The following is a 26,297-nucleotide window of genomic DNA, read 5'->3' on the forward strand; positions in this document are numbered from 1 at the left end:
TTTTTATTACCGAAAAATCGGCTCAGGCTATTTTCTTCAACTGTTTGATATCCAGTAAATCCAGCTTGCCCTCTAACTGGCTGACGAAATGCTTGAAATGCTCGGTGGCATTGTGTTTTTCCAGTGCCTCAGCGCTTGCCCAACGCTCAAAGAATACGAAGGTGCCCGGCTTTTCCAGATCGCGGTGCAAATCATATTGCAGGTTGCCCAACTCCTGGCGGCTTGGATCGATAATCGCATGCACCACATCGCTGACAGCGGACACAAACTCGGGTTTAGCCTGTAAGGTGGCAATAACACGTACTTCCATTTCTCTCTCCCATTCCACATGATTAACATTGATAACCTGATAGTTATGACGCAGGTATCATTCAAATCCCTGTCACTATGCCCCCGATAGCCAATTGATTTCAACTTGCCGTGAACAAACAGATGCATCGCAAGCGCTTTACGCTTATCCTTACACCCCGGCGTGAATAACCCCCATTATTCGCTTTTACGTAGACCCGTTTCTAACCGCCGGAGCCTTGCAAGATGACCGCACAACCTCAAGCCCTAAAAATTCGCCGCCCTGACGACTGGCACATCCATCTGCGTGATGACGACATGCTGAAAACGGTATTACCCTATACCAGTCAGGTCTTTGGCCGGGCGATTGTGATGCCGAACCTGGCTCCGCCAATTACTACCGTCGCCGCGGCTTGCGCTTATCGTGACCGCATTCTGGCAGCGGTCCCTCAGGGACATGATTTCACCCCGCTGATGACCTGCTACCTGACCAATTCACTGGATGCAGCCGAACTGGTCCACGGGTTTGAGCAAGGCGTGTTCACCGCAGCCAAGCTGTACCCGGCCAATGCTACTACCAATTCCAGCCACGGCGTCAGCGATGTGAAAGCCATCTATCCGTTGTTCGAGCAAATGCAGAAAATCGGCATGCCGCTGTTGATTCACGGTGAAGTGACCGATGCCGCCGTTGATATTTTCGATCGCGAGGCACGCTTTATTGAACAGGTCATGGAGCCGATTCGTCAGCAGTTTCCGGAGCTGAAAATCGTCTTCGAGCACATCACCACCAAAGAAGCTGCTCAATACGTGCAGGAAGGCAATCGTTTCCTTGGCGCAACCATCACCCCGCAACACCTGATGTTTAACCGCAACCACATGCTGGTTGGCGGCATCCGTCCACACCTGTTCTGCCTGCCAATCCTGAAACGCAACATTCACCAGGACGCGCTGCGCAAAGCCGTTGCCAGCGGTTCGGATCGCTTCTTCCTCGGCACCGACTCCGCACCACATGCCAAACATCGCAAGGAATCAAGCTGCGGCTGCGCCGGCGTATTCAACGCCCCCAATGCGATCCCGGCTTACGCCAGTGTGTTCGAGCAACTGGGTGCGCTGGATCATCTGGAAGCCTTCTGCTCGTTGAACGGCCCGCGTTTTTATGGCCTGCCGGTCAATACCGATTTCATCGAGCTGCAACGTGTACCGACGACCCAGCCGCAAGAGATCGCCATGGGCAGCGAAACGGTCATTCCATTCCTGGCCGGAGAGAGTCTGAACTGGTCGGTGAAAGCATAATTATCTTTTTTTAATCCAGCCTCTTGCCCCCGCGCACGGTTAACTGTATAAATATCCAGTAAATCGCTTCGGGGGCAATTATGCGTGTTGAAGTCACTATAGATAAAACCAAACCGCTACCGTCAGGGGCCATCGAAGCTCTGACCGGTGAATTGAGCAAGCGGGTAAACCGCCTGTTTCCAGACACTCTGGTTCAGGTTCGTTATGCCGGTTCCAATGGGCTTTCGGTACTGGGCGGCCTGAAAACAGATAAAGATCTGATCGCGGACATTCTCCAGGAAACCTGGGAAAGTGCTGACGATTGGTTTAGCGCAGAATAATACTGCAATGTAGTTTTTGCCGGGGGTCGCTCTCCGGCTTTTTTGTATTTGAAACCCGGCACAACGCGGTTTGATTTTCCGCTGGAAGAAAAGCCTTATCTGGTCTGTACTGAATGCTTTAACAGGAGGTATTCAGATGGCCCCGGACAAGGTAAAAACCGAAGAAGCGATGACCTTTGGCGAACTGCTGGCGCTGATTGCCGACCAAAAGCGGCGTTTGAGCGTGCTGGAGGTGGCATTTTCCTATCTGGCGTTTAGTCTGGATGACAAAGCCAATCAATTGCTAATTCACAGTTTGAAGCTGGAATCGCAAAACCAAAATCGAGATACCGAAACCCAGCAACACTTTGCCCATTTGGCCCTCGAGCTGGAAAAACGATTGCACAGCGTTCCACTCCCTCCTGATGTTGAATGAATGTGATGCCTCCGTTCTCACGTCTTTGCGTACCGACGTGTAGAATAATCACTCAAATAAATAATTATTTTGCAAAAGAAGGCAGGAAAGTCTCCACCGCTGTAGCCAGATGCGTATACTGTAATTGCTCACATGATGATGGGCCGCATTGATCCTCGTTAGTCACTCACGGTAGTCACTACTCAATAAGGGGTCTTTATGGACAGAAATGATGAAGTAATTCAGACACACCCGCTTGTTGGTTGGGATATCAGTACTGTCGACGCTTACGACGCCATGATGATACGCCTTCATTACCTGTCTTCACGAGATCAGACACCCGAAGATGCCCAAGTAGACAGAACGCTTTGGCTCACCACAGATGTCGCACGTCAATTAATCAATATATTAGAAGCCGGCATCGCCAAGATAGAAGCAACGGATTACCAGGACCTTGATCGTAAAAAGCACTAATTCACTGTACCAAAATGCCTAAGGCGCCAGCGATTATCTCTGGCGCCTTTTTCTTTGTCTGCGAACGGCACAACGGGTGCATTGCAGCTTCCAACCTTTTATCATAACGAAATAAGCAACGTATAACAGAGAGGGTATCGCACGTGGAATATGACTTAATTGTTGTGGGCAGCGGTTCGGTAGGCGCGGCGGCAGGTTACTATGCGACACGGGCCGGCCTGAAAGTATTAATGATCGACAGCGCCATGCCCCCACACCGTAACGGCAGCCACCACGGCGATACCCGCATCATCCGCCATGCTTACGGTGAAGGCGAAAAGTATGTGCCGCTGATCCTGCGCGCCCAAGCCTTATGGAACGCTCTGATTAAACAAACCGGCGAAGAACTGTTCCAGGACTGCGGCGTTCTGAATATGGGGCCGCAGGATTCTGAATTTATCAACAACGCCCAACACAGCTCACAAAAATTCCGCCTCAATACGCAAAATCTTAGCGCAGAACAGATTAACCAGCGCTGGCCGGAATTCAATGCACCGGAAGGCTACGTGGGTGTGTTCGAGCCTGACGCCGGGTTCCTGCGCTCGGAGCAGGCCGTTGCCAGCTTCATCAAACTGGCTAAAGATGCCGGCTGCGGCCAGTTGTTTAATTGCCCGGTTAGCGCAGTCCAGCCGATTGACGGCGGTGTGGAAGTGATCACCCCCGAAGGTCGCTTTCAGGGGCGTAAAGCCGTGATCACCGCAGGGACCTGGGTAAAAGCCCTGCTGCCACAGTTGCCGATCGCGCCACTGCGCAAGGTTTTTTCCTGGCATCAGGCGGATGGCCGTTACAGCGTCAACAACCGTTTCCCGGCATTTACCGTCGAAGCGCAGGACGGCAACCATTATTACGGCTTTCCTGCCGATAATGACGGCCTGAAAGTGGGTAAACACGATGGTGGCCAACCAATGGACACGCCCGAGCAGCGCAAGCCTTTTGGCAGCTTCACCACGGATGGAACTGAAGTTTTCCATTTCCTACGCCAGTTTTTACCCGGTGTAGGGGTATGTTTACACGGTGAAGCATGCAGTTATGATATGAGTCCTGATGAAGATTTCATTATCGATACCCTGCCGGGATGCGATCGTTTAATGGTTATCAGCGGCCTGAGCGGCCATGGTTTCAAGTTTGCCAGTGTGTTAGGTGAGATTGCCGCACTCTTTGCTGAAGATAAAACCCCTCCTGTGGACATCACTCCTTTCTCACTGAAACGCTTCATTTAACCCTTTCTTGCTTGCTTAATCGCAGCCGCCAATTCGCGTGGGCTGCGGTTTAGCCTTTTAGTTACATACCGAAATCATCATAGTAAGCTGAAATCTATCGTAAAAAAATATTTCAACGGAAATTTCTGGCGTAAGTATCCGGATTTCCGAATTGATCCCCTGTGGTGTAAGTTCTATTTTACAGCTGATATGCCCCTGCTAATTCTTCAAACAACAAGGACGTCACCATGAAACTGCTTGTCGTGGACGAATGCTGCTTCACTCGGGTCGGGATCGATAACTATTTTACGGAGAATGTTTTCGCCCAGATTAAATGTTGCCACAGCCTGGAACAGGCGACTCCCCTGCTTGAGCACTACCGACCCAGTCATATCCTGGTCAACCTGACCAAACATTGCCGTCATAGTGAGGATGATGTCCAACTGCAGGCTTTTATTAAAGCCACCCCGTCGGCGTTGCTGTTTATTTACCTGGATACCCCCTATCCCTATAGCGAAGCGCCAATGCGTATTGCCGACCATGCTTTCCTGTTCAATAAAGCCACGCTGCCGGTGACATTACGCATGATGCGAGAAAAACCGGTGTCGCTGATGGATTGCAGCGTTGAACATTCACTGTTCAGCCCACAGGAACTGACGGTAATGAAGCACTGGATGGCGGAAATGCCCAATTACCGCATCGCAAAGAAGCTGCAAATCAGCTCGCACACCGTCTATGTTCACAAGCGTCATATCACAGAGAAAATCAACGCCCGCAACCGGCTGGAGTTTTATTCGCTGTATAACGTACTGCGTTACTTCTACCCACCAAGTGTTCCTGCCAACCCGATGTCACTGTCCCTACTGGCGGTATGATAAAGGTAGGCTGATTTTAGCGGTGAAATTGGCCTATCTACACGCTTTGCACTATCGGCAGTATTAACGCTGGCCGCAAAAATCTATACTCTGCCAGTCCCTATCTTTTGGCTGCTGAGAATGCTAAACAAAATACTGTCGGCGATCGTCAACAACGTACGCGAACATTTGGTGCTCTATATCTGCCTGTGGCTGGTGTTGTTGGCGCTGGACGTCTATTTCTTCTTTATGCCTTAATTCATGTTGCCCACTTTTCCCCGCTTGTGCTTTAACCGTTTTGGCCCCCCGGAACAGGTGATTGCCCTGGAGCATACTGCTCTTCCCAGGCCGCGTTCCCATCAACTGCTGTTGCAGATGCGCTATGCACCTATCAATCCCTCCGATCTGATCCCGATCTACGGCCAGTATGCGCACCGTATCGCCCTGCCTCAGGTTCCTGGCTATGAAGGCATTGGCGTAGTGGCAGATACCCGGGGGCAACCGACCGGCAGACGCGCGTTGGCGGCTCTGGGTGATGGCAGTTGGCAAACCTTTATCACACTCGACCAGGATAAAGTCATTTGGGTTCCGGACGATATTGACGACGCCAGCGCAGCGCAAATCTATATTAATCCGCTCACCTGTTGGGTATTGCTGACGCAGTGGCTACCGCTGGAGACTAATGACGTTCTGCTGATTAACGGTGGAGGGTCGGCGATTAGCCTGTTGTTCTGCCAATTAGCTACGCTGCGCGGAATTAAATTGGTCGTGGTGGGACGTAATGCAAGCCATCGGCAGGCGCTGCTGAATGCTGGTGCCTGGCGGGTCTTTGAAGAGGAGTTACTGCAGGAATATCGCCTGCAGCAGCTTACCGGTCATGCAGCGCGAGCGGCGATCGACTGCGTCGGGGGTGAAGCAGGGCTGAATCTGGCTCGTTCTGTCAGCACCAACGGTGACTTTGTTGCCCTGGGGTTACTCGGCAACCAACAGGTTGATTGGCGGCATATTGCTCATCAACTTGGTTTGCGCACCTCACTGTTCCACCTGCGTAAATGGAATGCCGAGGCAACCTCGGCTCAATGGCAGGCGGCGTTCCAACAGCTTTTCCTCCTGCTGAGGCGTGGTCAACTGGTGTTACATCCCCCTGCGGCCATTTACCCGCTGCGGCACTATAAGCTGGCACTGCAATACATCGCCGATAGTAAACCGCAGGGAAAAGTTTTCTTTACTCCGGAGTAACCGGTTTACCCGGCTGGCCATCACCGAGTATCACCGCCAATTTATGCCCACCTTCGGTGGTCTCCAGCGCGATACGGGTAATAATGGTCAGGGGCACCGACAGCAACATCCCTACCGGCCCCATCAGCCAACCCCAGAAGATCAATGACAGGAACACCACCAGCGTTGACAGCCCCAGCCCGCGCCCCATCACGCGCGGCTCCAGCATATTGCCAATCACCAAATTGATGGTGATAAAGCCTGCGGCCACTACCAGAGCATCGCCAAATCCGTTAAATAACAGAGCCTGAATCAGCGGCGGAACGGCGGCGATCACCGAGCCAATATTGGGAATATAATTCAGCAGGAACGCCAGCAGCCCCCAGATAAAGGCAAAACGCACGTCAACAACCGCAAGGAAGGCCCATACGATAATTCCGGTAGCCAGACTGATCGCCGTTTTGATCAGCAGATAACGGGTAACGCCGTCCAGTGCCCGCTGAATGTTGGCAATACCTTCGCTCGGTTTATCCAATGCCTGCTGCAATTTGTAAGGCAATAGCTGCACTTCAAACAGCATAAATACCACGGTCATAAGCAACAGGAAGATATTGGTCATCGCGCCGGAGAAACGGCTCAACAGGCGAGTGATCAGATTCATCGCCGCACTGGGATCGACGTACTGCAGCATCGCCTCGGTGGAAATGGTAATGTTGAAGCGATCGGCGTAGTGCTGCAGTTCGCTCAACTTTTCCAACATCAAGCCACGATACTGCGGCAATGAGCGAGCAAATTCGTTCAGAGATGCCCCCAACACACCGACAAACAGCATCAGCAACACCACCACAACCACCACCAGCAAGCTCACACCCAGCACGCGGGGTATCCGCCAGCGTTCGAGCTGTGCCACAAGCGGATTCAGCACCATCGCGAGGAACAGTGCCAGCAGGAAGGGCACCACAACATCCACCGCCGCTTTCACACCGGCAAGAATAATCACCAACATCGCCAGCATAATTGCCAGCCGCAGGCTGCTATCGGTCAACAGGGTTCGGCCCATACATTTCCTTTGCGTTAATAGCACAGGCCCCAAGGGCCATCAGATGAGTGTTATGTTAGCAAACTCTCCCCTTACGCCGCAGAGGTATTACGCCACAAATTAAAGCCCTCGTTTTCCCAATCCTGGCTGGAAATAATCGACAATTTTGACTGGGGTTTATTTGTTAAAAAAACTCACGGCACTTACGTTACATGACAAAAGCTGACAATAATATATAAAACCTTTTATTTTCAATTCATAACATAAAAATAATATGTCAACGCAGTAATCACTTCAACGATTTCACTGATTGACTTAACGCTATCTCAGCCAAATTCACTGATTAATATTATTAAGAAGTAACATAGTTAAATTTATTATTGATTTTATGTTTCTTAAAGTTTAATTATTGCAGCCGGATAATGAGGATAGTAAGGAAACAGGATGCTGTGGAAAAATACCGCCAATCGTTTTGGTCATATTTCAGTGCTGATCCACTGGCTGGTTGCACTGACGGTGTATGGCATGTTTGCCCTGGGCCTCTGGATGGTCACGCTGGGATATTACGATGTCTGGTATCACCAGGCACCGGAGATTCATAAAAGCATCGGCACACTGCTGTTTATCGTTATGGTGATTCGGGTCATTTGGCGTTTCGTTTCACCGCCGCCCAAACCTTTGGCCAGCTACGGTCGTGTTACTCGCGTCAGCGCGATCCTCGCCCATCTGGCGTTATATGTCGTGCTGTTCAGCATTCTAATCAGCGGCTATCTGATCTCTACCGCTGACGGTCAACCGATCAGCGTTTTTGGCTGGTTCGACGTCCCAGCTACCGTCACCGGTATGGCGGAGCAGGCCGATACGGCCGGTACCATCCATCTTTACCTGGCCTGGATTGTTGTAGTGCTTTCCGTACTGCACGGTCTGGCTGCGCTTAAACATCACTTTGTTGATCGTGATGTTACTTTGAAACGGATGCTGGGTAGCAGCGCCGATTAACCTTTGGATTTATGGAGATTGCTATGTTGAAGAAAACCGTACTGGGCCTGACCGCAGGCGCAATGCTGCTGAGCGCCGGTTCCGCGCTGGCTGCCGACTACAAGATTGACAAACAGGGGCAGCACGCCTTTATCGAGTTCCGTATCCAGCACCTGGGTTACAGCTGGCTGTACGGCACCTTCAAGGATTTTGACGGCGGCTTCACCTTCGACGAAAAAGACCCGTCCAAGGACAAGGTTAACGTCACGATCAACACTGCCAGTGTCGATACCAACCACGCTGAACGTGACAAACACCTGCGCAGCGCCGAGTTCCTGAATGTAGAAAAGAACAAACAGGCCAAGTTTGAATCCACTGAAGTGAAAAAGAACGGCGAAGGTTATGCGGTGGTCGGTAACCTGACGCTGAATGGCGTGACCAAACCGGTCACTCTGGAGGCCAAACTGATCGGCCAGGGTAATGACCCGTGGGGTGGCTACCGTGCCGGCTTTGAAGCCAATGGTAAAATCAAGTTGAAAGACTTTGGCATCACCACCGATCTCGGCCCGGCATCGCAGGACGTGGAGCTGATTATTTCTGTGGAAGGCGTTCGCGCGAAGTAATACTAACCCTATGAATTTCAAGCTGCAGCTTGAAAGGCGACGGGTTTAAAGCGCGGCAAGGCTGCCGCGCTTATCAACGACTCAGTTTGACGAGTCTTCCTCTTCCGGTGCCGGAATGTGCATCGTGGTCTGCAATAACCCTTTCGACTTATTGAAAATCTTGATGCCGTTTTCACGGCCGGCTCGGCGCGCACGTTGTTCTTCGCGCGGCAATTTCAGCTCTTCGCGGCAGATCTCGCTGCAGCAACCTTCAAATTTGGCCGCGCAGCTCGGGCACTGAATAAACAGCAGATGACAGCCGTCATTCAGGCAATTAGTGTGAGTATCGCAGGGAGCACCGCACTGATGGCAATTGGCGATCACATCGTCAGAAATTCGCTCACCCATACGCTCATCAAACACAAAGTTTTTGCCGACAAATTTCAGCGGCAGCCCCTGCTCTTTTGCCTTACGCGCATACTCGATAATGCCGCCTTCCACGTGATAGACGTTCTTGAAGCCATTATGCAACATATAGGCACTGGCTTTTTCACAGCGGATCCCGCCGGTGCAGTACATGACAATATTTTTGTCTTTCTTGTCCTGCAGCATCTCAACCGCCATGGGCAGTTGATCACGGAAGGTGTCTGACGGCACCTCAATAGCGTTTTCAAAGTGGCCGACTTCATATTCATAATGGTTACGCATATCGACAAACAGCGTATCCGGATCGTCAATCATCTGATTAACGCGATCGGCTTGCAGATACTCACCGACATTCGCCGGATTGAAGCTCTCGTCATCGAGGCCGTCGGCGACGATACGTTCACGCACTTTCAGGCGCAGCACCCAAAAGGATTTTCCATCGTCTTCCAGGGCGATATTCAACCGAACCTGGTCCAACGCCGGATGTGAGGCAAAGAGTGCGGCTTTGAACGCCTCGAATTTATTCTGCGGCACGCTGATTTGCGCGTTGATGCCCTCTTTCGCCACATAAATGCGGCCGAACACCTTCAGCGTGTCAAACTGCACGTACAGGCTGTCACGAAACGCTTTGGGATCTTCGATGGTGAAATATTTATAAAAAGAAACTGTAGTGCGCGGCTCGGTTTCCGCCAACATGCGCGCCTTCAGTTCCTCATTAGAAATTCGGTTATGTAACACTGGCATGGTGTACTTTCCTGTCTTTCGGGAGGTGACTGATTTAAACACGCGCCGACCGCCGGCCCACGCGCGGCGCACATAATACCCGATGATACGAAGCGCTGGCAACTTGACGCTGCTCACAAATCCCGATACTCCTAACAGGAGTTTCCCCCCTATTTATCACGGTTCAGGAGGACGTCATGAGTCAGCTATTTACCCCCATTACACTGGGAAAATTGAGTTTACCCAATCGCATTATTATTGCACCTATGTGCCAATATTCTGCCGACCACGGCAAAGCCACCGAATGGCATACCCTGCACCTTGGGCACCTGTCCTTGTCCGGTGCAGGTCTGCTGATTGTCGAAGCCGCCTCGGTCGCGCCCGAAGGGCGCATTACGCCGAACGATCTTGGTCTGTGGGACGACGCGACCGAACAGGCACTGGCCGAGGTAGTACAGGCGGTCAAAAAACACGCCACCATGCCACTGGGTATCCAACTTGCGCATGCCGGGCGTAAAGCCTCCTGCGCAGTGCCCTGGGCGGGCGGTGGTCAACTTAGTGCCGCCAACGGGGGCTGGCAGACGCTCTCTTCCTCCACCGTTCCTTTCGCACAGCAGGATGAACCTCCTGCAGCAATGAACCTGGAACAGATTGAGCAACTGAAAGCACAATTTGTTGACGCGGCAAAACGCGCCGATCGGCTGGGTTTTGAATTAATTGAGCTACATGGCGCACACGGTTACCTGTTGCACCAGTTCCTTTCACCTCTGGCCAATCAGCGTAACGACCAATACGGCGGTTCATTGCAAAACCGCATGCGCCTGCTGCTGGAAATTTTCACCGAAGTACGCGACGTATTTCCGGCACACAAAGCGCTCGGCGTGCGTATTTCCGCCAGTGACTGGGTCGAAGGTGGTTGGGATGAACAGCAATCGGTTACGCTGGCAAAAGCGCTGAAAGAGCTGGGTTGTGACTATATTCACGTTTCCAGCGGCGGCCTTTCCCCCCTGCAGAAGATCACGGTGGGGCCCAATTATCAGGTCCCCTTTGCTGAAACCATCAAGCGGGAAAGCGGGCTGCCGACCATTGCGGTCGGGTTAATTACCGAGCCGGAACAGGCGGAAGCCATTGTCGCGACCGGCCAGGCCGATATGGTAGCGCTGGCACGCGGTATCCTTTACAACCCACGCTGGCCATGGCACGCCGCGGCGAAACTGGGTGAGAAAGTCAGCGCACCACCGCAATATTGGCGCTCTGAACCGCACGTACTGAAAGGCTTGTTTAAAAACGGCTAAAGCTATCGGGGCGGATGCTCAGCGCCCGCCCCGGCATTCGGTAAAACCGGAAATCACCGTTCCCGCAGCCAGGGCGATACCCGCCACCAGCAGCAACGGATTAAACTGCAGATGTGCCCCCAGGCTGCCTAGCAGTGCTCCACTGACCAACAATCCCGCACTCAACCATGTAGCCAACATAAGATCTCCCTAACAAATTGCGCGAGATAATACGCGCCTGTCGAGTATGGATTTTATCCTTTAGAGCCATTTAGCTTAATTTCCAGCCACTTTATATCCGTTCATCATTAAAAATGATGTTTTAATGCGGTGCCTTTTCACGTTCTTCGATAAAAATGCCACAATAGTCGGTTATAAACGGCAGAAAATAAAAGCTTGGTTAAAATTCCCCCACAGGAGAGACCATTCAAGAACTCTGTTATTATCATTAAATGACTGCTTCTAAGCTGAGAACATATGACTCAAGTTCCTTCTTTTAATCGTTCTTTACTGCATCCGCGTTACTGGCTCACCTGGATCGGCATCGGTTTGCTTTACCTGTTGGTCTTGCTGCCTTATCCGATTATTTATCGCCTTGGCACCTCGCTGGGCCGTTTTTCCATGCGATTTCTCAAGCGCCGCGTGGCAATAGCTCAGCGTAATCTGGTGCTGTGCTTCCCGGACATGCCGCAAGCCGAACGCGATGCGTTGGTGGTGCAAAATTTTGAATCCGTCGGTATGGGGCTGTTTGAAACCGGTATGGCGTGGTTTTGGCCAAACTGGCGTATCGAACGCTGGTTCCAGGTTAGCGGGCTGGAACATATTCAGAAGGCACGAGACAACCATCAGGGGGTTTTGCTGATCGGTCTGCACTTCCTGACGCTGGAACTGGGTGCCCGTATCTTTGGTATTCATAATCCGGGCATCGGCGTTTATCGGCCGCACGACAACAAGCTGATGGACTGGCTGCAGACCTGGGGTCGCATGCGTTCCAACAAATCGATGCTGGACCGTAAGGACGTAAAAGGCATGATCCGTGCGCTAAAGCAGGGGGACATCATCTGGTACGCCCCGGACCACGATTATGGCCCGCGCAGCAGTGTGTTCGCCCCCCTGTTCGCCGTAGAGAAAGCCGCTACCACCACCGGCAGCTACATATTGGTCAGGATGGGCAAACCGGCCATTATTCCCTTTACCCCGCGCCGCCTGCCGGATGCCAAAGGGTATGAGTTGATTATGCAGCCGGCGGTGGAAAACTTCCCGCTGGATAATGAGTTCGAGGCCGCCGCCTTTATGAATAAGGTCGTGGAGAAGGAAATCCTGATGGCGCCGGATCAGTACATGTGGCTGCACCGCCGCTTCAAAACCCGCCCGGAAGGCGAACCTTCACTGTATTGACTCGCTAACCCGCCCTCGGCGGGTTTTTTATTCCGCAGATCTTGAGAATCAATGGTAACGGTGGGATGGTAAAGCCTTCGCCGTTAATTCTGGAGCCGCCATGTACATCGTTAACCTGACCTACCACCGCCCGATAGAAGAAGTCGACAGCCACCTTGAAGGGCACATCGCCTGGCTGAAAAAATATTTCCAGGACGGTACCTTCATCGCCTCCGGCCGTAAGAACCCACGTACCGGCGGTGTGATCCTGGTAAAAGGTATTGAGCGTGCGCAGCTGGACATCATTGTCGGGCAAGATCCTTTCAATGCCGTAGCCCACTATGAAATTACCGATGTCGCCCTCTCCACCACCGCCAGTGGTTTTGAACTGCTTGCCGGGCTTTAAATTCGCCTTTTTTCCGCGCGTACAGCGCGGAATACTGCCAATATTCGATTTTTAAAACTTTATTTCATTTCCCGTATATCTCACCCCACATCAATTGATGCTACCTATAATTAAGCGCATACTTACCAGGCTAACTTTTTTGCTTTGCCCGATTGACTGCTCATGCAAGCAAAGCCTTCTACCTTACGTAACAGGATCTTATGGCTTCGGCACCCGAACTCATCAACTGGAAACGCAATCTCTTTGTCGCCTGGCTGGGGTGTTTCCTCACCGGTGCCGCCTTCAGTCTGATCATGCCATTCCTGCCGCTGTATGTAGAAACCCTGGGCGTCACCGGTCACCAGGCGCTGAATATGTGGTCTGGACTGGTATTCAGTATCACCTTCCTGTTCTCTGCGATTGCCTCCCCGTTCTGGGGCGGGCTGGCCGATCGCCGCGGGCGCAAGTTGATGCTGCTGCGATCGGCATTGGGCATGTCGATAGTGATGCTGTTGATGGGCATGGCGCAGAATATTTGGCAGTTTTTGGCTCTGCGCGCAGTGCTGGGCCTGCTCGGCGGTTTTATCCCCAATGCCAATGCGCTGATTGCCACACAGGTGCCGCGCAATCGCAGCGGTTGGGCACTGGGTACCCTGTCCACCGGCGGCGTCAGCGGTGCATTGATTGGGCCGCTGATTGGCGGCCTGCTAGCCGACCAGTATGGCCTGCGGCCGGTGTTCTACATTACCGCCGGTGTGCTGCTGGCCTGCTTTGTGCTGACGCTGCTGTATGTCAAAGAACAGTTCACCCCGGTGCAGAAAAAAGACATGCTGCACGCCCGTCAGGTATTCGCGGCGCTAAAAAGCCCCAAGCTGATCCTCAGCCTGTTTGTCACCACCATGATTATTCAGATTGCCACCGGATCCATCGCGCCGATCCTGACGCTGTACGTCCGTGATTTGGCCGGTAACATTCATAATCTGGCTTTTGTCAGCGGTTTGATCGCCTCGGTGCCGGGCGTCGCCGCACTGATGAGTGCGCCACGGCTGGGCAAGCTGGGCGACAGGATCGGCCCGGAGCGCATTCTGGTATTTATGCTGATCGTATCGGTGCTGTTGCTGATCCCGATGGCTTTTGTGCAAACCCCGTGGCAACTCGGCGTACTTCGCTTCCTGCTGGGCGCTGCCGATGGCGCACTGCTGCCGGCGGTACAAACCTTGCTGATCTACAACTGCACCAATCAGGTCGCCGGGCGGATCTTCAGCTATAACCAATCGTTCCGCGATATTGGCAACGTCAGTGGCCCACTAATGGGGGCCGCCGTCTCCGCCAGTTATGGCTTCCGTGCGGTATTCTGCGTCACCGCTCTGGTGGTGCTGTTCAACGCCGTTTATTCCTGGTGGTGTTTGCAACGTCGCCCGACACGAATGAGAGAAGACACCCTGCAGGAAGAGTAATAGCCGCATTTATCACCACTTCCTTTACTTTAATGGGTCGACGGCCCGTTTCCCCTACTTTTAGTATTGATACCTTTCACCCCCACCTTTCCAGCCACCACCAGACAATTCTTAGTTTAATTGATTGTTTTTTAAAAAGTTATTAACTTTTAGCGCAATAAACCAGCTGTCAATAACATTCCCGCCGAAACCAACATAAAAACCAGGAAAGGAGATGTTTGTCGACTTTTCATCTAAAAAATGGGATACAGGGACTAGACAAAACCACCATCCAGTTATCAAATGGTTAAATAATATCACGCCCAATGTAAAGCATTGGCCAAGTGAAAAAAGGCCGACGCGCTTTCCACGGTTAACGGGCGCTGCGGCTGCGGTTTTGTCGGGTAATCCGCACTGGGTGGATCACCTTCCTTAAATACACATACATACCACAGTATAAGCTGCATAAATGCGGCGCATTTTATTGGGAAGACGTTATGCAATCCTCTGTTAATAACCAAGAAAGCCGGACCTTCTTCGGTCACCCTTATCCACTGGGATCCCTGTTCTTTACCGAAATGTGGGAGCGGTTCTCGTTTTACGGCATTCGCCCATTACTGATCCTGTTTATGGCCGCCACTGTCTATGACGGCGGCATGGGGCTGGCACGTGAAAATGCTTCGGCGATTGTCGGTATCTTTGCTGGCAGCATGTATCTGGCGGCCCTGCCGGGTGGCTGGCTGGCGGATAACTGGCTCGGCCAACAAAGAGCGGTTTGGTACGGCTCGATTTTGATCGCCCTCGGCCACCTGTCGATCGCACTGTCCGCCTTTATGGGCAATAACCTGTTCTTCATCGGCCTGATGTTTATTGTGTTGGGTTCCGGCCTGTTCAAAACCTGTATCTCGGTGATGGTCGGTACGCTGTACAAGAAAGGCGACAACCGCCGCGACGGTGGTTTCTCGCTGTTCTATATGGGCATCAACATGGGCTCGTTTATCGCCCCGCTGATCTCCGGCTGGTTGATCCGTTCTCACGGCTGGCACTGGGGCTTCGGTATCGGTGGCATCGGTATGTTGGTGGCGTTGGTGATCTTCCGCGTCTTTGCCGTACCGGCAATGAAACGTTATGACAGCGAGGTCGGCCTGGACTCTACCTGGAATAGCCCTGTTGCCAAGAAAAATGGCGTTGGCGCCTGGTTGATTGCACTGGCCATCGGCGTAGCCGTGGTTGTTACCCTGATTGCCCAAGGCATCATCGTGATTAACCCTGTCGCGGTAGCCAGCATGCTGGTTTATGTCATTGCCGCCTCGGTAACCCTGTACTTCATTTACCTGTTCGTGTTTGCAGGTCTTAGCCGTAAAGAACGCGCACGCCTGCTGGTATGCTTTATTCTGTTGGTGTCCGCTGCCTTCTTCTGGTCAGCATTCGAACAGAAACCAACCTCGTTCAACCTGTTCGCCAACGACTACACCAACCGTATGATTGGCGACTTCGAAATCCCTGCGGTGTGGTTCCAGTCAATCAATGCCCTGTTCATTATTCTGCTGGCCCCGGTATTTAGCTGGGCATGGCCGGCTCTGGCACGTAATAAAGTGCGCCTGAGCAGTATCACCAAGTTTGTTATCGGTATTCTGTTTGCCGCTGCAGGTTTTGGTCTGATGATGCTGGCAGCGCAGAACGTACTGGGCAATGGTGGCGCAGGCGTGTCCCCGCTGTGGCTGGTCGGCAGTATTTTGATGCTGACGCTGGGCGAACTGTGCCTTAGCCCAATCGGGCTGGCAACCATGACGCTGTTGGCACCAGAAAGAATGCGCGGCCAAATGATGGGCCTGTGGTTCTGTGCCAGCGCACTGGGCAACCTGGCTGCGGGACTGATCGGTGGGCATGTGAAAGCCGACCAACTGGAAATGCTGCCTAACCTGTTCGCACGCTGCTCGATTGCCCTGCTGATCTGTGCTGCGGTGCTGACCCTGCTGATCGTCCCGATCCGCCGGATGATGGAAAACACTCAGGGTAAAAGCGCGCAGAAACCGGCAACCAACGCCTGATAACCGTTTTGCTTAACCCTTCAGCCAGCGCCCGGTGCGCTGGCTTTTTTTATTGTTCCCACGCCCGCTGTTGCAGCACCACTCGGTAACCGTCCAGATCTTCGAACGTCTGTCCGCTATTGTCCCAATAGGGATTGTATGCCACGACATGCCGAAAACCTGCAGCCAACATGCGCCGGCAACCGGCAAGCCATTCCTCCTCATTCGGCAAGTAAAATACCAGCAAATGATCTTGCGTCGGGGCCTGTCCCACTTTTATGCCACGATGGTGAGTGAATTCCAGGTGATAACCGTGCTGTGGGTGCCCGACCATCACGCCGTCAAAACCCTGATGATCGTTAAACTCGCCCAAGCGTTCAAATCCCAACCCCTGGCAGTACATAGCCGCAATTTCCTGCAGGTGGTCGGTCGGGCGCGCAATGCGCAGCACTGCGTTGGCTATTGGCATTATTTTCTCCGTATCATGATGAACTCATACAGCGCCATGCCCACCAGCATGGCCGCCACGAACTGCCAGCCGGCCGAAGAACCGGCACCGGCGAGTACCCAGGCCGGTCCGGGGCAAATACCCGCCATGCCCCAACCGATACCAAACAGCGCGCTGCCTGCCAGCAAACGGCCATCGAGGCGGCGGTTGGCTGGGATCTGCATCTCTTCCCCCAGCAAAGTACGTTGTCGCCTGTGTGCCCAGTAAAACGCCGGGGCGGCCACCGCAATCGCACCCACCATCACCAGAGCCAATGAAGGATCCCAGTGGCCGGTAATATCGAGAAACGCCAATACCTTGGCCGGATTGGCCATCCCTGCAACGATCAGACCAAGGCCAAAAATGGCACCGCTCAGCAAAGCAAACAGGTATCTGTGCATGCGGTTAGCCTCCTACCCAGTGACGGACGGCCCATACCGTGGCAAAACCCAACAGCATAAATACCTCCGTGGCCGCCAGCGAACGCGGTGCCAGTCTTGCCGTGCCGCAAACCCCATGACCGCTGGTGCAACCACCACCCAACCGGGTACCCAAGCCAACCAACAATCCGGCCAACATCAGCCACAGGCTGCTGCCGCTCACCGCCATGGCCGGTAAGGGTGCGGCGATACCATACAGCCAGGGTGAAACCAGCAACCCGACAAGAAATGCGACTCGCCAGGCTTTCTCTTTACCCTGGGGTGTCAACAGACCGCCGGTAATGCCGCTAATACCGGCGATACGGCCGTTAAACATCAGCAGCAGTACCACCGCAACGCCAATAATGCCGCCGCCGGCCAGGGCTGATATGGGCGTAAAATGCAGCCAGTCAATGGTCATGGTGTCTCTCCCGATGCTGGGCAATAGAGTTGGTACAGGGTGTTAAGTACTACCAACGCCTTTTCGTCGCTAACGACGTAGTAAATTTGCTTGCCTTCACGACGTGTGGACACCAGCCCTTCCTGACGCAATACGCCCAACTGCTGTGAAAGCGTCGGCTGACGAATTTCCAACGCTTGCGCCAACTCCCCCACCGACATCTCGCCCTGGCTAAGCTGGCACAGTAGCAGTAGGCGATCCTCATTGCCCAGCGTCCGCAGTAATGTTCCGGCCTGCGCCGCTGCCTGCCGCATGCTGTCGATATCCATGACTCCCCCGAACAATTTATGAAATAATATATTGTATATTTATAAACTATATTTCCTCACCGCACCATAGGCTGGTGCGAAAGGTTTCAGCATGGCATGCTGCCGTTACGATTTTTCCGCGGACAGGAGATGCCCCGAACAATGCTGCTTTTCCATGACGCTGTGCCCGCCAACCGGTCGATTGTGCCGGTTGCCAAAGATTATCAGCACGGCGACTTCGAGCCGCCCCACTACCATGACTGCGCGCAACTGATTCATAGCCTCAGCGGTGTGGTGCAGGTCAATACCCGTCAGGGAAGTTGGGTGGTGCCCCCCGGACGCGGCGTCTGGCTACCGGCCAGGGTTGAACACAGCCTGCGCATTACCGGCAAGGTGGCGGCAAGAGCGCTGTTGGTCGATCCGCTGGCGCGTGCCGATCTGCCGGCCTGTTGTGAAGTGGTACAGGTTTCCCCGTTACTGCGTGAGCTGATTATCTGCGCGATGGATATCACGGCTGACTACCCCGTAGGGGGACGTGAGGAGCGAATAATGGAGTTGATCCTGGATGAGCTGCGCGTGCTGCCTATTTTGCCGCTGAATTTACCTGAGCCGCGTACTGAGGCCCTGCTGACGCTGTGTCGGCATATTCAGCAATCGCTGGCCCATCCCTGGGAATTAGAGCAGGCAGCCGGTTATATCAGCGTCAGCGGCCGCACGCTGTCACGGCGCTTTCAGCGTGAGACCGGACTGCGCTTTGGTGACTGGGTGCGCCGCGCCCGTTTGCTGGCGGCATTGAACGCCCTGGCCGCCGGGCATTCGGTGCTGGAAGTGGCGCTGGATCTGGGTTACGACAGCCCCAGTGCTTTCAGCGCCATGTTCCGTCGCCTGCTGGGCGTCGCGCCCAGTGCTTATTTCGCCAAATAACGTGCGGCAACGTTGAACAAGGCCTGCAGCGAGGCGCTGGCAGAATCGACGTCGATGCCCACGCCATAAGCCGCCTCACCGTGCGCTAGCGTACAGCGGATATAGGCAACGGCGCGACTCTGGCTCTGATGCCCCAGCGTGTGCTCGTGATAGTCCTCTATCGCCAGGCTCAGACCAAAGCGCTGGCGCAGTGCATCTACCGCGCTGGATAACAAACCGTTCCCTACCCCCAACAGCCGCTGCTGTTGCCCATCGAACAATACCCGGGCGCTGAAACTATAGGCTTCGACGCTGTGGCTCTCGGTCTGGTAGCTCAGCAATTGCAGGCGCGGCTGCTCAACCAGCCCATAGCTGAGGCGAAAAAGCCGCCACAGCTCTGCCGTGGTCATCTCTTTGCCGCTGCCGTCGGTGGCGTGTTGCACCACCTTGCTGAAATCAATCTGCAACCCACGTGGTAACGACAACCCATGGTTCTGTTCCAGCAGCCAGGCCGCTCCGCTTTTGCCCGACTGGCTGTTAACCCGGATCACCGCTTCATAACTGCAACCAACGTCCGCCGGATCGAGCGGCAGATAAGGCACCTGCCACAGACCGTCCTGCCGTTGCTGTTGGGCGGCGAAGCCCTTTTTGATTGCATCCTGATGCGAGCCGGAAAAAGCGGTGAAAACCAGTTCACCGGCATAAGGATGACGCGGGTGAACCGGCAGCTGGTTGCACTGCTCCACCACCTCCACCACCTGCTTCAACTGGCTGAAGTCCAGCCCCGGCGCAATGCCCTGGGTGTACAGATTGAGCGCCAACGTCACCAGATCGACATTGCCGGTGCGCTCGCCGTTGCCGAACAGGCAGCCCTCCACCCGATCGGCCCCCGCCAGCATCGCCAGTTCGGCGCAGGCGACCCCGGTGCCGCGATCGTTATGAGGATGCACGCTGATGGTCACCCTGTTACGCTGACTGAAGCGACGACAGAACCACTCGATCTGGTCGGCATAAACGTTCGGCGTACTGACCTCCACCGTCGCCGGCAGGTTGATGATCATCGGTCGCCCTGGGCCTGGCTGCCAGACATCCGCCACCGCTTCGCAGATTTCCAGTGCAAATTCCAGCTCGGTAAAGCAGAAGGTCTCTGGTGAATACTCGAAAGTCCAGGCGGTTTCCGGCTGCTGTTCGCACTGCTGGCGAATACGCAGCGCGCCATTGACCGCCAGCGCCACCGTCGCCGCCTTGTCCTGTTTGAAGACAATGTCACGGAACATCGGTGCGGTGGCGTTATACAAATGCACAATAGCCCTTGGGGCACCTTGCAGAGCCTCAAAGGTGCGATCGATCAGATCGTCACGCGACTGGGTCAATACCTGAATGCTGACGTCGTCCGGGATCAACTGTTCATCGATCAACGAACGGACAAAATCAAAGTCGGTTTGTGACGCCGAAGGAAAGGCCACCTCAATCTCTTTGAACCCGCACTGCAACAGCAGTTGATAGAATTGACGCTTGCGGGCGTTATCCATCGGCTCCGCCAACGCCTGATTGCCATCACGCAGATCGCTGGAGCACCAGCGTGGTGCTTGCTGCAGGCTGCGCCCCGGCCACTGGCGATCGGGTAATGTCACCGGTGGGAATGGGCGATATTTGACTGAGGGATTGGTTAACATGGCGGTCTCCTGGGCTGTTATAAGCAATGCCTTATTATTTCCCACCGGGAGATAGCCTGCTCTCGCCTGGCAGACAACCATCGTCGCGAAACGGACAACAAAAAAATTTGCATCTTGCGCCAGTGCAGCAACAATTAATTTTGACCTCAGTCATGGCGCTTTGGCCCCGCCAAAATGCTTTCGTTACCCTCACTACTGGAGACGACTATGAGCCTGTATGCAACCCTGGAAGACGCTATTGAAGCGGCGCGCGAGGAATTTATTGAATCCGCTGAGAGCGGTAGCGACGATCAACCGCCGGCGGTGCAACAATTCAATCTGCAAAAATACGTGATGCTGGATGGTGATACCCTGTGGCAGGCCGAGTTTTTTGAGCAAGAGGGCGAGTCGGTCGAATGCCTGACACTGCGCAGCGGTGCGGCGGCCCAGGCTATTTTTGACGGTGATTATGACGAAATCGAAATTAGCGCCGAATGGATAGAAGAAAACACGCTGCACGAGTGGGAAGAAGGTGATTTCCAACTCGATCCGCCGTTGGATACCGAAGAGGGCCAGACAGCCGCCGACGAGTGGGATGAACGTTGAATGATAACGGGCGGGAGCAAGCAAAATCCCGCCCATAAACTCCCCCTTAATTTTCAGAGAGGCAGTATGATTATCCGTCAGGCACGCCCCGAGGATTACCCCGCCATTCTGCAGTTGCAAACACAAAATACCCCGGCCAATTTGAGCGACAGCCAGAAGCGTCAGGGTTTTATTGTTTCGAGCATGAACGAAGCGCAACTGGCTCGTATTAACCAGGGCCTCGGTATTCTGGTGGCCGTTGAAGACCAGGCATTGGCCGGTTTTGTCTGCCTGATGACCACGAATGCACAGCCCCGTCCGCCGGTGGTGGATGCGATGCTGGAAAAGCTGGCCGACGAGTCATTCAACGGGAAACCTTTGAGTGAACAACGGGTGTTTATGTACGGGCCGGTGTGTCTGGATCCCGCCTGGCGCGGCAAAGGCATCCTGAAGCAATTATTCGCCGCCGTCAAAGCGCACACCAGGGAGAAGTTCGACGTTGGCGCCTTGTTTATTGACGACAGCAACCCGCATTCATTAGCTGCCCATCAGCAAGGATTAAAGATGACGGTGCTGGCCCCCTTCCACTGCGGCCCACAGGGGTACCAGCTGTTGGTGTTTGCCACCCGGGAATAGACTTACTCGTAAGGCCCGTGCTGTGCATCAAACGGCAGCATAAAGGTATCCACAACCATCGACAGCGGCACATCGATCACCGTGACATAACGCCAGGGGGTATCGCGCAGGTCCCATTGCACCCCCGGGTAATATTGATGGCCGTGTCCGGCGCCCGGCACTGTGCGGCTGATAATACTGCCGCAGCCGGTTAACAGCATCACGCCTGCTGCCAATAATGCCAGTCGAAGAAAAGAAGAGAGATTCACCAAATTGACTCTTAGCCCTGGTTGTTCTGAAAGTAAACAACGCCCGGCGCGAATGTTAACATAGTTTTTTCCTTGCAGATCGTCAGCATTACCTAAGCCAATAGCCAAAAAAAACGGGGAACACGCTGTGCGCATTCCCCGTTTGGGCTACCCGGTCAACGCTTAGCGCTGACCTTGCGGATGAGCCCGTTCATTATGTGGCAATTGCTGGTAATGCTCACGCCAGGCGGCCCCTTCCGGCAACAACCAAACACGCTGATGCAGACGCGACAAGGCTACGGGATCGCTCAACAGTTCCAGGCGTTTGCCCTTCACCAATTTCTCCGGCCCAAGTTGCAAGGCCTCATTCACCCGCTCCTCACGATTGCGCTCGATAGCACCGCGCAGATGGTGACGCGCGGTCGCCAGCGCAGCCGCCAAAGCATTGAACGATGGGTTAACCACGGCGTGCATAAAGCCATTGGCCAGTGCACGTTCACGGTTGAGCTGCAGATACTCTTCGGTCGCCAGCAGTACACGCGGAGGAGAATACTCTTCCGGGATCAGGAATAGCTTGGCACGCTTGCTCTTGATACCCAGCGTCGCGCGGCTCGACAGAGACGAAACGATCGGTGACAGGATCAGCGAGAAGACGATTGGCGACAACCACCACAGGAAGCGCAGATCCAGCCAGGCCATACCACCAGCCCAGACCAGACCGAGCAACATCTGCGAACCATGGCGCTTAAAGGCTTCGCTCCACGGCGTGTCATCATCGTCACGCTGCGGAGAATTCCACACCACTTCCCAACCGAGGAAAGCGCTGACCACAAACACCGTGTGGAACAACATGCGTACCGGAGCCAACAGCACCGAGAACAGCATTTCCAACAGCATTGACAGGAACAGACGCACGCCACCGCCGTATTCTTTGGCTCCCTTCGCCCAGATCAGCACGATACTGAGCAGCTTGGGCAGGAACAACAGCACCAAAGTGGTAGAGAACAGCGCTATCGCCAGTTCAGGACGCCACTGCGGCCAAACCGGGAACAGCTGACGCGGCTGCAGGAAGTACTGCGGCTCCATCAGAGTATGTACCACCTGCAACGCGGTGGACAACGCCAGGAACATAAACCACAGCGGTGCTGACAGATAGGACATCACACCGGTCAGGAACACCGCACGGTGCACCGGGTGCATGCCTTTCACCAGGAACAGACGGAAGTTCATCAGGTTACCGTGACACCAACGACGGTCACGCTTCAGCTCATCCAGCAGGTTAGGCGGTAATTCTTCGTAACTACCCGGCAGATCATAAGCAATCCACACGCCCCAACCGGCACGACGCATCAGTGCGGCTTCCACAAAGTCATGCGACAAGATGGAACCGGCAAAGGAGCCTTCACCCGGCAGCGGTGCCAGCGCACAGTGCTCGATAAACGGCTTCACGCGGATAATCGCGTTGTGACCCCAGTAATGTGACTCACCCAACTGCCAGAAGTGCAGGCCAGCGGTAAACAGCGGCCCGTAGACCCGGGTGGCAAACTGTTGCACACGGGCATACAACGTATCCATACCCGAAGCTTTCGGCGCAGACTGAATGATACCGGCGTTCGGGTTGGCTTCCATCAGGCGTACCAGACCGGTGAGACACTCGCCGCTCATCACGCTATCGGCATCCAGGATCACCATATAGCTGTACTCGCCACCCCAGCGACGGCAGAAGTCGTCGATGTTGCCGCTTTTACGTTTCACACGGCGGCGGCGGCGGCGGTAGAAAATACGACCATGGCCGTCTACGTCACGGCACAGTTCCATCCAGGCTTTCTGTTCCGCCATGCAGATATCCGGATCGTAGCTGTCACTCAGCACGTAGATATCGAAATGTTCGAGCTGGCCGGTGGCCGCAACGGACTCATAGGTCGCGCGCAGGCCGGCGAACACACGTTCGACGTCCTCGTTACAGATCGGCATGATCAACGCGGTGCGGTGCGCCGGGTCGATCGGCTCATCGCCCTTGATGGTGGAGGAGATACTGTATTTGTCTTTGCCGATCAGCAGTTGCAGGAAGCCCATCAGCGCAGTCCAAAAACCGGCCGATACCCAACAGAACAGAATGGCGAACAGGATCAGAATGCCGGTTTGCAGTACATAAGGCAGCAATTGCAACACCGACTGCATCAGATCCTGGTCCAGCATCGCCATCGGGTCGATCAGCGCCCAGCCCTGATACGGCAAAATGGTTTTCATGTACCAGGTAGCGATACCGGTCTGCACCAGCATCAGCACCAACAGCACGTAACGACGCATTGAACCGACCACACGCCAACGGTTTTCCGCAGCGGCTTCCTCTTTGGAAGCATAACGATTGTGCGGCGATCGCCCCAGCAGGGAATCCCAGAAGCGCGCCACCGGATTGGTGCGCCAGGCTTCAGGGAACATGCTGGTCCGTTTAATCGATGGCGTGGCCTTCAAAATACTGCGGCCTTCCACGTCATTGTCAAAATCGTCGTCGCTGACCGCATCCGGCCAGGCGCTTTCGATACGCGCCTTGACCGAGGCCAGCGCCACGTCATCCGCCGACAGCGTATTGACGTTGGCATCGGTGGCGCCCATCTTGCGATGCAGCGCCTCCAGTGCCTGGGCGTCATCCGCTCCCGGCTGGGGGTTAAGCGCCTCCGACCGCTCAGCGGTCAGAGGCATTGCCGCAAGATAATCCTGGGCACGTTGAGTAGGCTTATTCATTGGCAGGTAGCTGATAGCTCCAGGTTTCCGACAGGGTCTTATCACCATTGACCAACGCTGCGCGCATTTCTACCGGCTTCTTGTCGTCTTTCACTTTCAGACGCAGCGTCAGGCGCCAGCCTTTGGTCACTGGATTATAGCGGACATTGTTTTCTACCATTTCACCGTTATCACCGATGCTCACCTGAGCGGCGACCGGCGTAGCGCCATCCAGGCCTTTCAGTACCGGCCCCACGAAGTCGACCAGGAATGCCACGCTGCCGTCTGGCTCGCGGATCAGGTTCGACTGCTTCACGTCACCGGTAGAACGCATGGTCTGGCTGACGTAGGCAATATCCTGTGAATGCAACTTGTCTTCATCACGGGTGAAATGCAGGCGATAGTTCAGCGCCAGCGGCGTTTTGGCATCCGGCAATACGTCCGGGGTCCAGAAAGCAACAATATTGTCATTGGTTTCATCCGCCGTTGGGATTTCTACCAGCTCAACTTTACCCTTGCCCCAGTCGCCACGCGGCTCAATCCAGGCGCTTGGGCGCAGATCGTAACGATCGTCAAGATCTTCGTAATCCTTGAAGTTGCGACCGCGCTGCAGCAGACCGAAACCTTTAGGGTTCTCGACCTGATAGGTGCTGACGGACAAATGCTTCGGATTATTCAGCGGACGCCAGATCCACTCGCCATTGCCGGCATGGATAGACAGACCGTTGGAGTCATGCAACGCCGGGCGGTAGTTCAGGGTTGGTGAAGGTTGGTTTGGCCCGAACAGGTACATGCTGGTTAGCGGTGCCATGCCCAGTTTGCCGACCTTGTCGCGCAGGAACACTTTAGACTCGACGTCCACCGTGGTATCACGGCCTGGATAGACCACAAAACGGTAAGCCCCGGTTGCGCGTGGTGAATCCAGCAGCGCGTAAATCACCAGATGCTTGTCGCCCTGTTTCGGACGTTCAACCCAGAATTCGCGGAAACGCGGGAACTCTTCACCGGATGGCAAGGCGGTATCAATGGCCAGACCACGGGCGGAAATCCCGTAAACCTGCCCTTTACCTACCACGCGGAAATAGCTCGCGCCCAGCAGGCTCATAATTTCGTCGTTCTTATCAGCACTGTTGATCGGATAAATCACCTTGAAACCGGCGAAGCCGAGGTTTTTTACCGAATCCGGATCGTGCTTCACCGAACCAAAGTTGAAGTAGTCCGGGCTGTACTTGATCTGCTTCACGGTGGTCGAGGTGACCTCGTTGATTTTCACCGGTGTGTCGAAGTACATCCCCTGATGATAAAACTCAAGCTTGAATGGGGTTTTCAGCTTGCTCCAATAGGCTTTATCGTGATTGAACTGAATTTGCTGATAGTCCGCGAATTTCATCTCACGGAATTGAGAAGGAAGGTTGCTTTTCGGAGCCTCGAAGCCTTTCCCTGCCAGATCCTGCGCCTGCTTGGCCACATCATCAATAGAAAAAGCCCATGCCGGTGAAGTCAACAGCGTGAACAATACGGTCGCACCTAACCAACGTACGCTCGCGGCGCGTGGTTTCTTGGATAATATATTAACTAGCACATCCCCCCCTATTCGTGTGCTC

General features: G+C 54.2%; 30 protein-coding genes. 18 read left to right on the forward strand and 12 right to left on the reverse strand.

What is annotated here, in order from left to right; genetic code table 11:
• Nucleotides 1-22 precede the first annotated feature (22 nt).
• Nucleotides 23-310, reverse strand: coding sequence for a putative quinol monooxygenase (locus tag OCH02_RS21880; RefSeq protein ID WP_261432940.1), 288 nt, complete (start codon nucleotides 308-310; stop codon nucleotides 23-25).
• A 224-nt stretch (nucleotides 311-534) separates the two neighbouring features.
• Between OCH02_RS21880 and pyrC the strand changes: the two genes are divergently transcribed.
• From pyrC to OCH02_RS21920, 8 genes are all read left to right on the forward strand, one after another.
• Nucleotides 535-1,581, forward strand: coding sequence for a dihydroorotase (gene pyrC / locus OCH02_RS21885; RefSeq protein WP_261432941.1), 1,047 nt, complete (start codon nucleotides 535-537; stop codon nucleotides 1,579-1,581).
• 80 nt (nucleotides 1,582-1,661) lie between these two features.
• The gene (gene dinI, locus OCH02_RS21890) at nucleotides 1,662-1,901 is read left to right on the forward strand and encodes a DNA damage-inducible protein I (protein WP_261107008.1); all 240 of its coding nucleotides are present in this window, start codon (nucleotides 1,662-1,664) and stop codon (nucleotides 1,899-1,901) included.
• A 136-nt stretch (nucleotides 1,902-2,037) separates the two neighbouring features.
• Nucleotides 2,038-2,316 (forward strand): hypothetical protein, encoded by a 279-nt coding sequence (locus OCH02_RS21895; RefSeq protein ID WP_261432943.1) that lies wholly within the window; start codon nucleotides 2,038-2,040, stop codon nucleotides 2,314-2,316.
• A gap of 198 nt (nucleotides 2,317-2,514) precedes the next feature.
• Nucleotides 2,515-2,769 carry a biofilm formation regulator BssS gene (gene bssS, locus OCH02_RS21900; RefSeq protein WP_012006318.1) on the forward strand — a complete coding sequence of 85 codons (255 nt, stop codon included), beginning with the start codon at nucleotides 2,515-2,517 and terminating at the stop codon, nucleotides 2,767-2,769.
• 143 nt (nucleotides 2,770-2,912) lie between these two features.
• Nucleotides 2,913-4,028: an N-methyl-L-tryptophan oxidase gene (solA, locus tag OCH02_RS21905; RefSeq protein ID WP_261432944.1), complete on the forward strand. Its 1,116-nt coding sequence runs from the start codon at nucleotides 2,913-2,915 to the stop codon at nucleotides 4,026-4,028.
• A gap of 227 nt (nucleotides 4,029-4,255) precedes the next feature.
• The gene (locus OCH02_RS21910) at nucleotides 4,256-4,882 is read left to right on the forward strand and encodes a LuxR C-terminal-related transcriptional regulator (RefSeq protein WP_261432945.1); all 627 of its coding nucleotides are present in this window, start codon (nucleotides 4,256-4,258) and stop codon (nucleotides 4,880-4,882) included.
• A gap of 120 nt (nucleotides 4,883-5,002) precedes the next feature.
• Nucleotides 5,003-5,119, forward strand: coding sequence for a DUF2770 family protein (locus OCH02_RS21915; RefSeq protein ID WP_012006315.1), 117 nt, complete (start codon nucleotides 5,003-5,005; stop codon nucleotides 5,117-5,119).
• Between the two features lie 3 nt (nucleotides 5,120-5,122).
• Nucleotides 5,123-6,100 carry a zinc-dependent alcohol dehydrogenase family protein gene (locus OCH02_RS21920; RefSeq protein ID WP_261432946.1) on the forward strand — a complete coding sequence of 326 codons (978 nt, stop codon included), beginning with the start codon at nucleotides 5,123-5,125 and terminating at the stop codon, nucleotides 6,098-6,100.
• Here OCH02_RS21920 and OCH02_RS21925 read toward each other — a convergent pair.
• Nucleotides 6,087-7,139, reverse strand: a complete 1,053-nt coding sequence (locus OCH02_RS21925) for an AI-2E family transporter (protein ID WP_261432947.1) — start codon at nucleotides 7,137-7,139, stop codon at nucleotides 6,087-6,089. The two genes, OCH02_RS21920 and OCH02_RS21925, sit on opposite strands and share 14 nt — an antisense overlap.
• 423 nt (nucleotides 7,140-7,562) lie before the next feature.
• On the opposite strand from OCH02_RS21925, the gene OCH02_RS21930 reads away from it, so the two are divergent.
• Nucleotides 7,563-8,117, forward strand: coding sequence for a cytochrome b (locus OCH02_RS21930; protein WP_261432948.1), 555 nt, complete (start codon nucleotides 7,563-7,565; stop codon nucleotides 8,115-8,117).
• A 23-nt stretch (nucleotides 8,118-8,140) separates the two neighbouring features.
• On the forward strand, nucleotides 8,141-8,719 hold the full coding sequence (locus tag OCH02_RS21935) for a YceI family protein (protein ID WP_261432949.1): 579 nt from the start codon (nucleotides 8,141-8,143) through the stop codon (nucleotides 8,717-8,719).
• A gap of 81 nt (nucleotides 8,720-8,800) precedes the next feature.
• On the opposite strand, the gene OCH02_RS21940 is transcribed toward OCH02_RS21935, so the two are convergent.
• Entirely contained in the window at nucleotides 8,801-9,868 is a 1,068-nt protein-coding gene (locus OCH02_RS21940; RefSeq protein WP_261432950.1) for a rhodanese-related sulfurtransferase, read from the reverse strand.
• 176 nt (nucleotides 9,869-10,044) lie between these two features.
• Between OCH02_RS21940 and OCH02_RS21945 the strand changes: the two genes are divergently transcribed.
• Nucleotides 10,045-11,142 (forward strand): NADH:flavin oxidoreductase/NADH oxidase, encoded by a 1,098-nt coding sequence (locus OCH02_RS21945; RefSeq protein WP_261432951.1) that lies wholly within the window; start codon nucleotides 10,045-10,047, stop codon nucleotides 11,140-11,142.
• An 18-nt stretch (nucleotides 11,143-11,160) separates the two neighbouring features.
• On the opposite strand, the gene OCH02_RS21950 is transcribed toward OCH02_RS21945, so the two are convergent.
• Nucleotides 11,161-11,322, reverse strand: coding sequence for a hypothetical protein (locus tag OCH02_RS21950; RefSeq protein WP_017892410.1), 162 nt, complete (start codon nucleotides 11,320-11,322; stop codon nucleotides 11,161-11,163).
• A 276-nt stretch (nucleotides 11,323-11,598) separates the two neighbouring features.
• Here OCH02_RS21950 and OCH02_RS21955 point away from each other — a divergent pair, with 276 nt between their 5' ends.
• The 4 genes from OCH02_RS21955 (at nucleotide 11,599) to OCH02_RS21970 (ending at nucleotide 16,370) form a co-directional block, all read left to right on the forward strand.
• The gene (locus tag OCH02_RS21955) at nucleotides 11,599-12,519 is read left to right on the forward strand and encodes a Kdo(2)-lipid IV(A) acyltransferase (RefSeq protein WP_261432952.1); all 921 of its coding nucleotides are present in this window, start codon (nucleotides 11,599-11,601) and stop codon (nucleotides 12,517-12,519) included.
• Nucleotides 12,520-12,619: 100 nt separating this feature from the next.
• On the forward strand, nucleotides 12,620-12,904 hold the full coding sequence (locus tag OCH02_RS21960) for a YciI family protein (RefSeq protein WP_261088870.1): 285 nt from the start codon (nucleotides 12,620-12,622) through the stop codon (nucleotides 12,902-12,904).
• 200 nt (nucleotides 12,905-13,104) lie between these two features.
• A complete protein-coding gene (mdtG, locus tag OCH02_RS21965) occupies nucleotides 13,105-14,340 on the forward strand; it encodes a multidrug efflux MFS transporter MdtG (RefSeq protein ID WP_261432953.1) in 1,236 nt (411 codons plus the stop codon).
• 476 nt (nucleotides 14,341-14,816) lie between these two features.
• A complete protein-coding gene (locus OCH02_RS21970; RefSeq protein ID WP_261432954.1) occupies nucleotides 14,817-16,370 on the forward strand; it encodes a peptide MFS transporter in 1,554 nt (517 codons plus the stop codon).
• 49 nt (nucleotides 16,371-16,419) lie between these two features.
• Here OCH02_RS21970 and OCH02_RS21975 read toward each other — a convergent pair whose 3' ends face one another.
• Genes OCH02_RS21975 through OCH02_RS21990 form a run of 4 tightly spaced genes read right to left on the reverse strand, consistent with a single transcriptional unit; the run spans nucleotide 16,420 to nucleotide 17,984 of the window.
• A complete protein-coding gene (locus tag OCH02_RS21975) occupies nucleotides 16,420-16,818 on the reverse strand; it encodes a VOC family protein (protein WP_261432955.1) in 399 nt (132 codons plus the stop codon).
• Entirely contained in the window at nucleotides 16,818-17,237 is a 420-nt protein-coding gene (locus OCH02_RS21980) for a YeeE/YedE family protein (protein WP_261432956.1), read from the reverse strand. Before OCH02_RS21980 ends, OCH02_RS21975 begins: the two co-directional genes overlap by 1 nt.
• Nucleotides 17,238-17,241: 4 nt before the next feature.
• Nucleotides 17,242-17,676, reverse strand: a complete 435-nt coding sequence (locus tag OCH02_RS21985) for a YeeE/YedE family protein (protein WP_261432957.1) — start codon at nucleotides 17,674-17,676, stop codon at nucleotides 17,242-17,244.
• Nucleotides 17,673-17,984 (reverse strand): ArsR/SmtB family transcription factor, encoded by a 312-nt coding sequence (locus OCH02_RS21990; protein WP_261432958.1) that lies wholly within the window; start codon nucleotides 17,982-17,984, stop codon nucleotides 17,673-17,675. The genes OCH02_RS21985 and OCH02_RS21990 overlap by 4 nt, the downstream gene beginning before the upstream one ends.
• Nucleotides 17,985-18,125: 141 nt before the next feature.
• Between OCH02_RS21990 and OCH02_RS21995 the strand changes: the two genes are divergently transcribed.
• The gene (locus OCH02_RS21995; protein ID WP_261432959.1) at nucleotides 18,126-18,887 is read left to right on the forward strand and encodes an AraC family transcriptional regulator; all 762 of its coding nucleotides are present in this window, start codon (nucleotides 18,126-18,128) and stop codon (nucleotides 18,885-18,887) included.
• Here OCH02_RS21995 and leuA read toward each other — a convergent pair.
• Nucleotides 18,872-20,542, reverse strand: coding sequence for a 2-isopropylmalate synthase (gene leuA, locus OCH02_RS22000; RefSeq protein WP_261432960.1), 1,671 nt, complete (start codon nucleotides 20,540-20,542; stop codon nucleotides 18,872-18,874). The two genes, OCH02_RS21995 and leuA, sit on opposite strands and share 16 nt — an antisense overlap.
• Before the next feature lie 207 nt (nucleotides 20,543-20,749).
• Here leuA and OCH02_RS22005 point away from each other — a divergent pair, with 207 nt between their 5' ends.
• A complete protein-coding gene (locus OCH02_RS22005; RefSeq protein WP_261432961.1) occupies nucleotides 20,750-21,127 on the forward strand; it encodes a MysB family protein in 378 nt (125 codons plus the stop codon).
• Between the two features lie 66 nt (nucleotides 21,128-21,193).
• On the forward strand, nucleotides 21,194-21,742 hold the full coding sequence (locus OCH02_RS22010; RefSeq protein ID WP_261432963.1) for a GNAT family N-acetyltransferase: 549 nt from the start codon (nucleotides 21,194-21,196) through the stop codon (nucleotides 21,740-21,742).
• A gap of 2 nt (nucleotides 21,743-21,744) precedes the next feature.
• Here OCH02_RS22010 and OCH02_RS22015 read toward each other — a convergent pair whose 3' ends face one another.
• The 3 genes from OCH02_RS22015 to mdoG form a co-directional block, all read right to left on the reverse strand.
• Nucleotides 21,745-21,990, reverse strand: coding sequence for a YceK/YidQ family lipoprotein (locus OCH02_RS22015; RefSeq protein ID WP_261088880.1), 246 nt, complete (start codon nucleotides 21,988-21,990; stop codon nucleotides 21,745-21,747).
• A gap of 162 nt (nucleotides 21,991-22,152) precedes the next feature.
• Entirely contained in the window at nucleotides 22,153-24,714 is a 2,562-nt protein-coding gene (gene mdoH / locus OCH02_RS22020) for a glucans biosynthesis glucosyltransferase MdoH (protein WP_261432965.1), read from the reverse strand.
• Nucleotides 24,707-26,275 (reverse strand): glucans biosynthesis protein MdoG, encoded by a 1,569-nt coding sequence (mdoG, locus tag OCH02_RS22025; RefSeq protein ID WP_012006295.1) that lies wholly within the window; start codon nucleotides 26,273-26,275, stop codon nucleotides 24,707-24,709. The genes mdoH and mdoG overlap by 8 nt, the downstream gene beginning before the upstream one ends.
• Nucleotides 26,276-26,297 lie beyond the last annotated feature (22 nt).

The sequence above is a fragment of the Serratia quinivorans genome (assembly GCF_946227985.1).
GTDB classification, from domain to species: Bacteria; Pseudomonadota; Gammaproteobacteria; order Enterobacterales; family Enterobacteriaceae; genus Serratia; species Serratia quinivorans_A.

Coding starts and splice junctions, on each gene's coding strand:
- OCH02_RS21990 (WP_261432958.1), bottom strand. CDS start 17,984: ATGGATATCGACAGCATGCGGCAGGCAGCGGCGCAGGCCGGAACATTA.
- OCH02_RS21930 (WP_261432948.1), top strand. CDS start 7,563: ATGCTGTGGAAAAATACCGCCAATCGTTTTGGTCATATTTCAGTGCTG.
- OCH02_RS21945 (WP_261432951.1), top strand. CDS start 10,045: ATGAGTCAGCTATTTACCCCCATTACACTGGGAAAATTGAGTTTACCC.
- OCH02_RS21970 (WP_261432954.1), top strand. CDS start 14,817: ATGCAATCCTCTGTTAATAACCAAGAAAGCCGGACCTTCTTCGGTCAC.
- OCH02_RS21940 (WP_261432950.1), bottom strand. CDS start 9,868: ATGCCAGTGTTACATAACCGAATTTCTAATGAGGAACTGAAGGCGCGC.
- OCH02_RS21960 (WP_261088870.1), top strand. CDS start 12,620: ATGTACATCGTTAACCTGACCTACCACCGCCCGATAGAAGAAGTCGAC.
- leuA (WP_261432960.1), bottom strand. CDS start 20,542: ATGTTAACCAATCCCTCAGTCAAATATCGCCCATTCCCACCGGTGACA.
- OCH02_RS21895 (WP_261432943.1), top strand. CDS start 2,038: ATGGCCCCGGACAAGGTAAAAACCGAAGAAGCGATGACCTTTGGCGAA.
- OCH02_RS21910 (WP_261432945.1), top strand. CDS start 4,256: ATGAAACTGCTTGTCGTGGACGAATGCTGCTTCACTCGGGTCGGGATC.
- OCH02_RS22010 (WP_261432963.1), top strand. CDS start 21,194: ATGATTATCCGTCAGGCACGCCCCGAGGATTACCCCGCCATTCTGCAG.
- pyrC (WP_261432941.1), top strand. CDS start 535: ATGACCGCACAACCTCAAGCCCTAAAAATTCGCCGCCCTGACGACTGG.
- dinI (WP_261107008.1), top strand. CDS start 1,662: ATGCGTGTTGAAGTCACTATAGATAAAACCAAACCGCTACCGTCAGGG.
- OCH02_RS21925 (WP_261432947.1), bottom strand. CDS start 7,139: ATGGGCCGAACCCTGTTGACCGATAGCAGCCTGCGGCTGGCAATTATG.
- OCH02_RS21920 (WP_261432946.1), top strand. CDS start 5,123: ATGTTGCCCACTTTTCCCCGCTTGTGCTTTAACCGTTTTGGCCCCCCG.
- OCH02_RS22005 (WP_261432961.1), top strand. CDS start 20,750: ATGAGCCTGTATGCAACCCTGGAAGACGCTATTGAAGCGGCGCGCGAG.
- mdoH (WP_261432965.1), bottom strand. CDS start 24,714: ATGAATAAGCCTACTCAACGTGCCCAGGATTATCTTGCGGCAATGCCT.
- bssS (WP_012006318.1), top strand. CDS start 2,515: ATGGACAGAAATGATGAAGTAATTCAGACACACCCGCTTGTTGGTTGG.
- OCH02_RS21935 (WP_261432949.1), top strand. CDS start 8,141: ATGTTGAAGAAAACCGTACTGGGCCTGACCGCAGGCGCAATGCTGCTG.
- OCH02_RS21950 (WP_017892410.1), bottom strand. CDS start 11,322: ATGTTGGCTACATGGTTGAGTGCGGGATTGTTGGTCAGTGGAGCACTG.
- mdtG (WP_261432953.1), top strand. CDS start 13,105: ATGGCTTCGGCACCCGAACTCATCAACTGGAAACGCAATCTCTTTGTC.
- OCH02_RS21985 (WP_261432957.1), bottom strand. CDS start 17,676: ATGACCATTGACTGGCTGCATTTTACGCCCATATCAGCCCTGGCCGGC.
- OCH02_RS21915 (WP_012006315.1), top strand. CDS start 5,003: ATGCTAAACAAAATACTGTCGGCGATCGTCAACAACGTACGCGAACAT.
- OCH02_RS21955 (WP_261432952.1), top strand. CDS start 11,599: ATGACTCAAGTTCCTTCTTTTAATCGTTCTTTACTGCATCCGCGTTAC.
- OCH02_RS21975 (WP_261432955.1), bottom strand. CDS start 16,818: ATGCCAATAGCCAACGCAGTGCTGCGCATTGCGCGCCCGACCGACCAC.
- OCH02_RS21995 (WP_261432959.1), top strand. CDS start 18,126: ATGCTGCTTTTCCATGACGCTGTGCCCGCCAACCGGTCGATTGTGCCG.
- OCH02_RS21880 (WP_261432940.1), bottom strand. CDS start 310: ATGGAAGTACGTGTTATTGCCACCTTACAGGCTAAACCCGAGTTTGTG.
- OCH02_RS21980 (WP_261432956.1), bottom strand. CDS start 17,237: ATGCACAGATACCTGTTTGCTTTGCTGAGCGGTGCCATTTTTGGCCTT.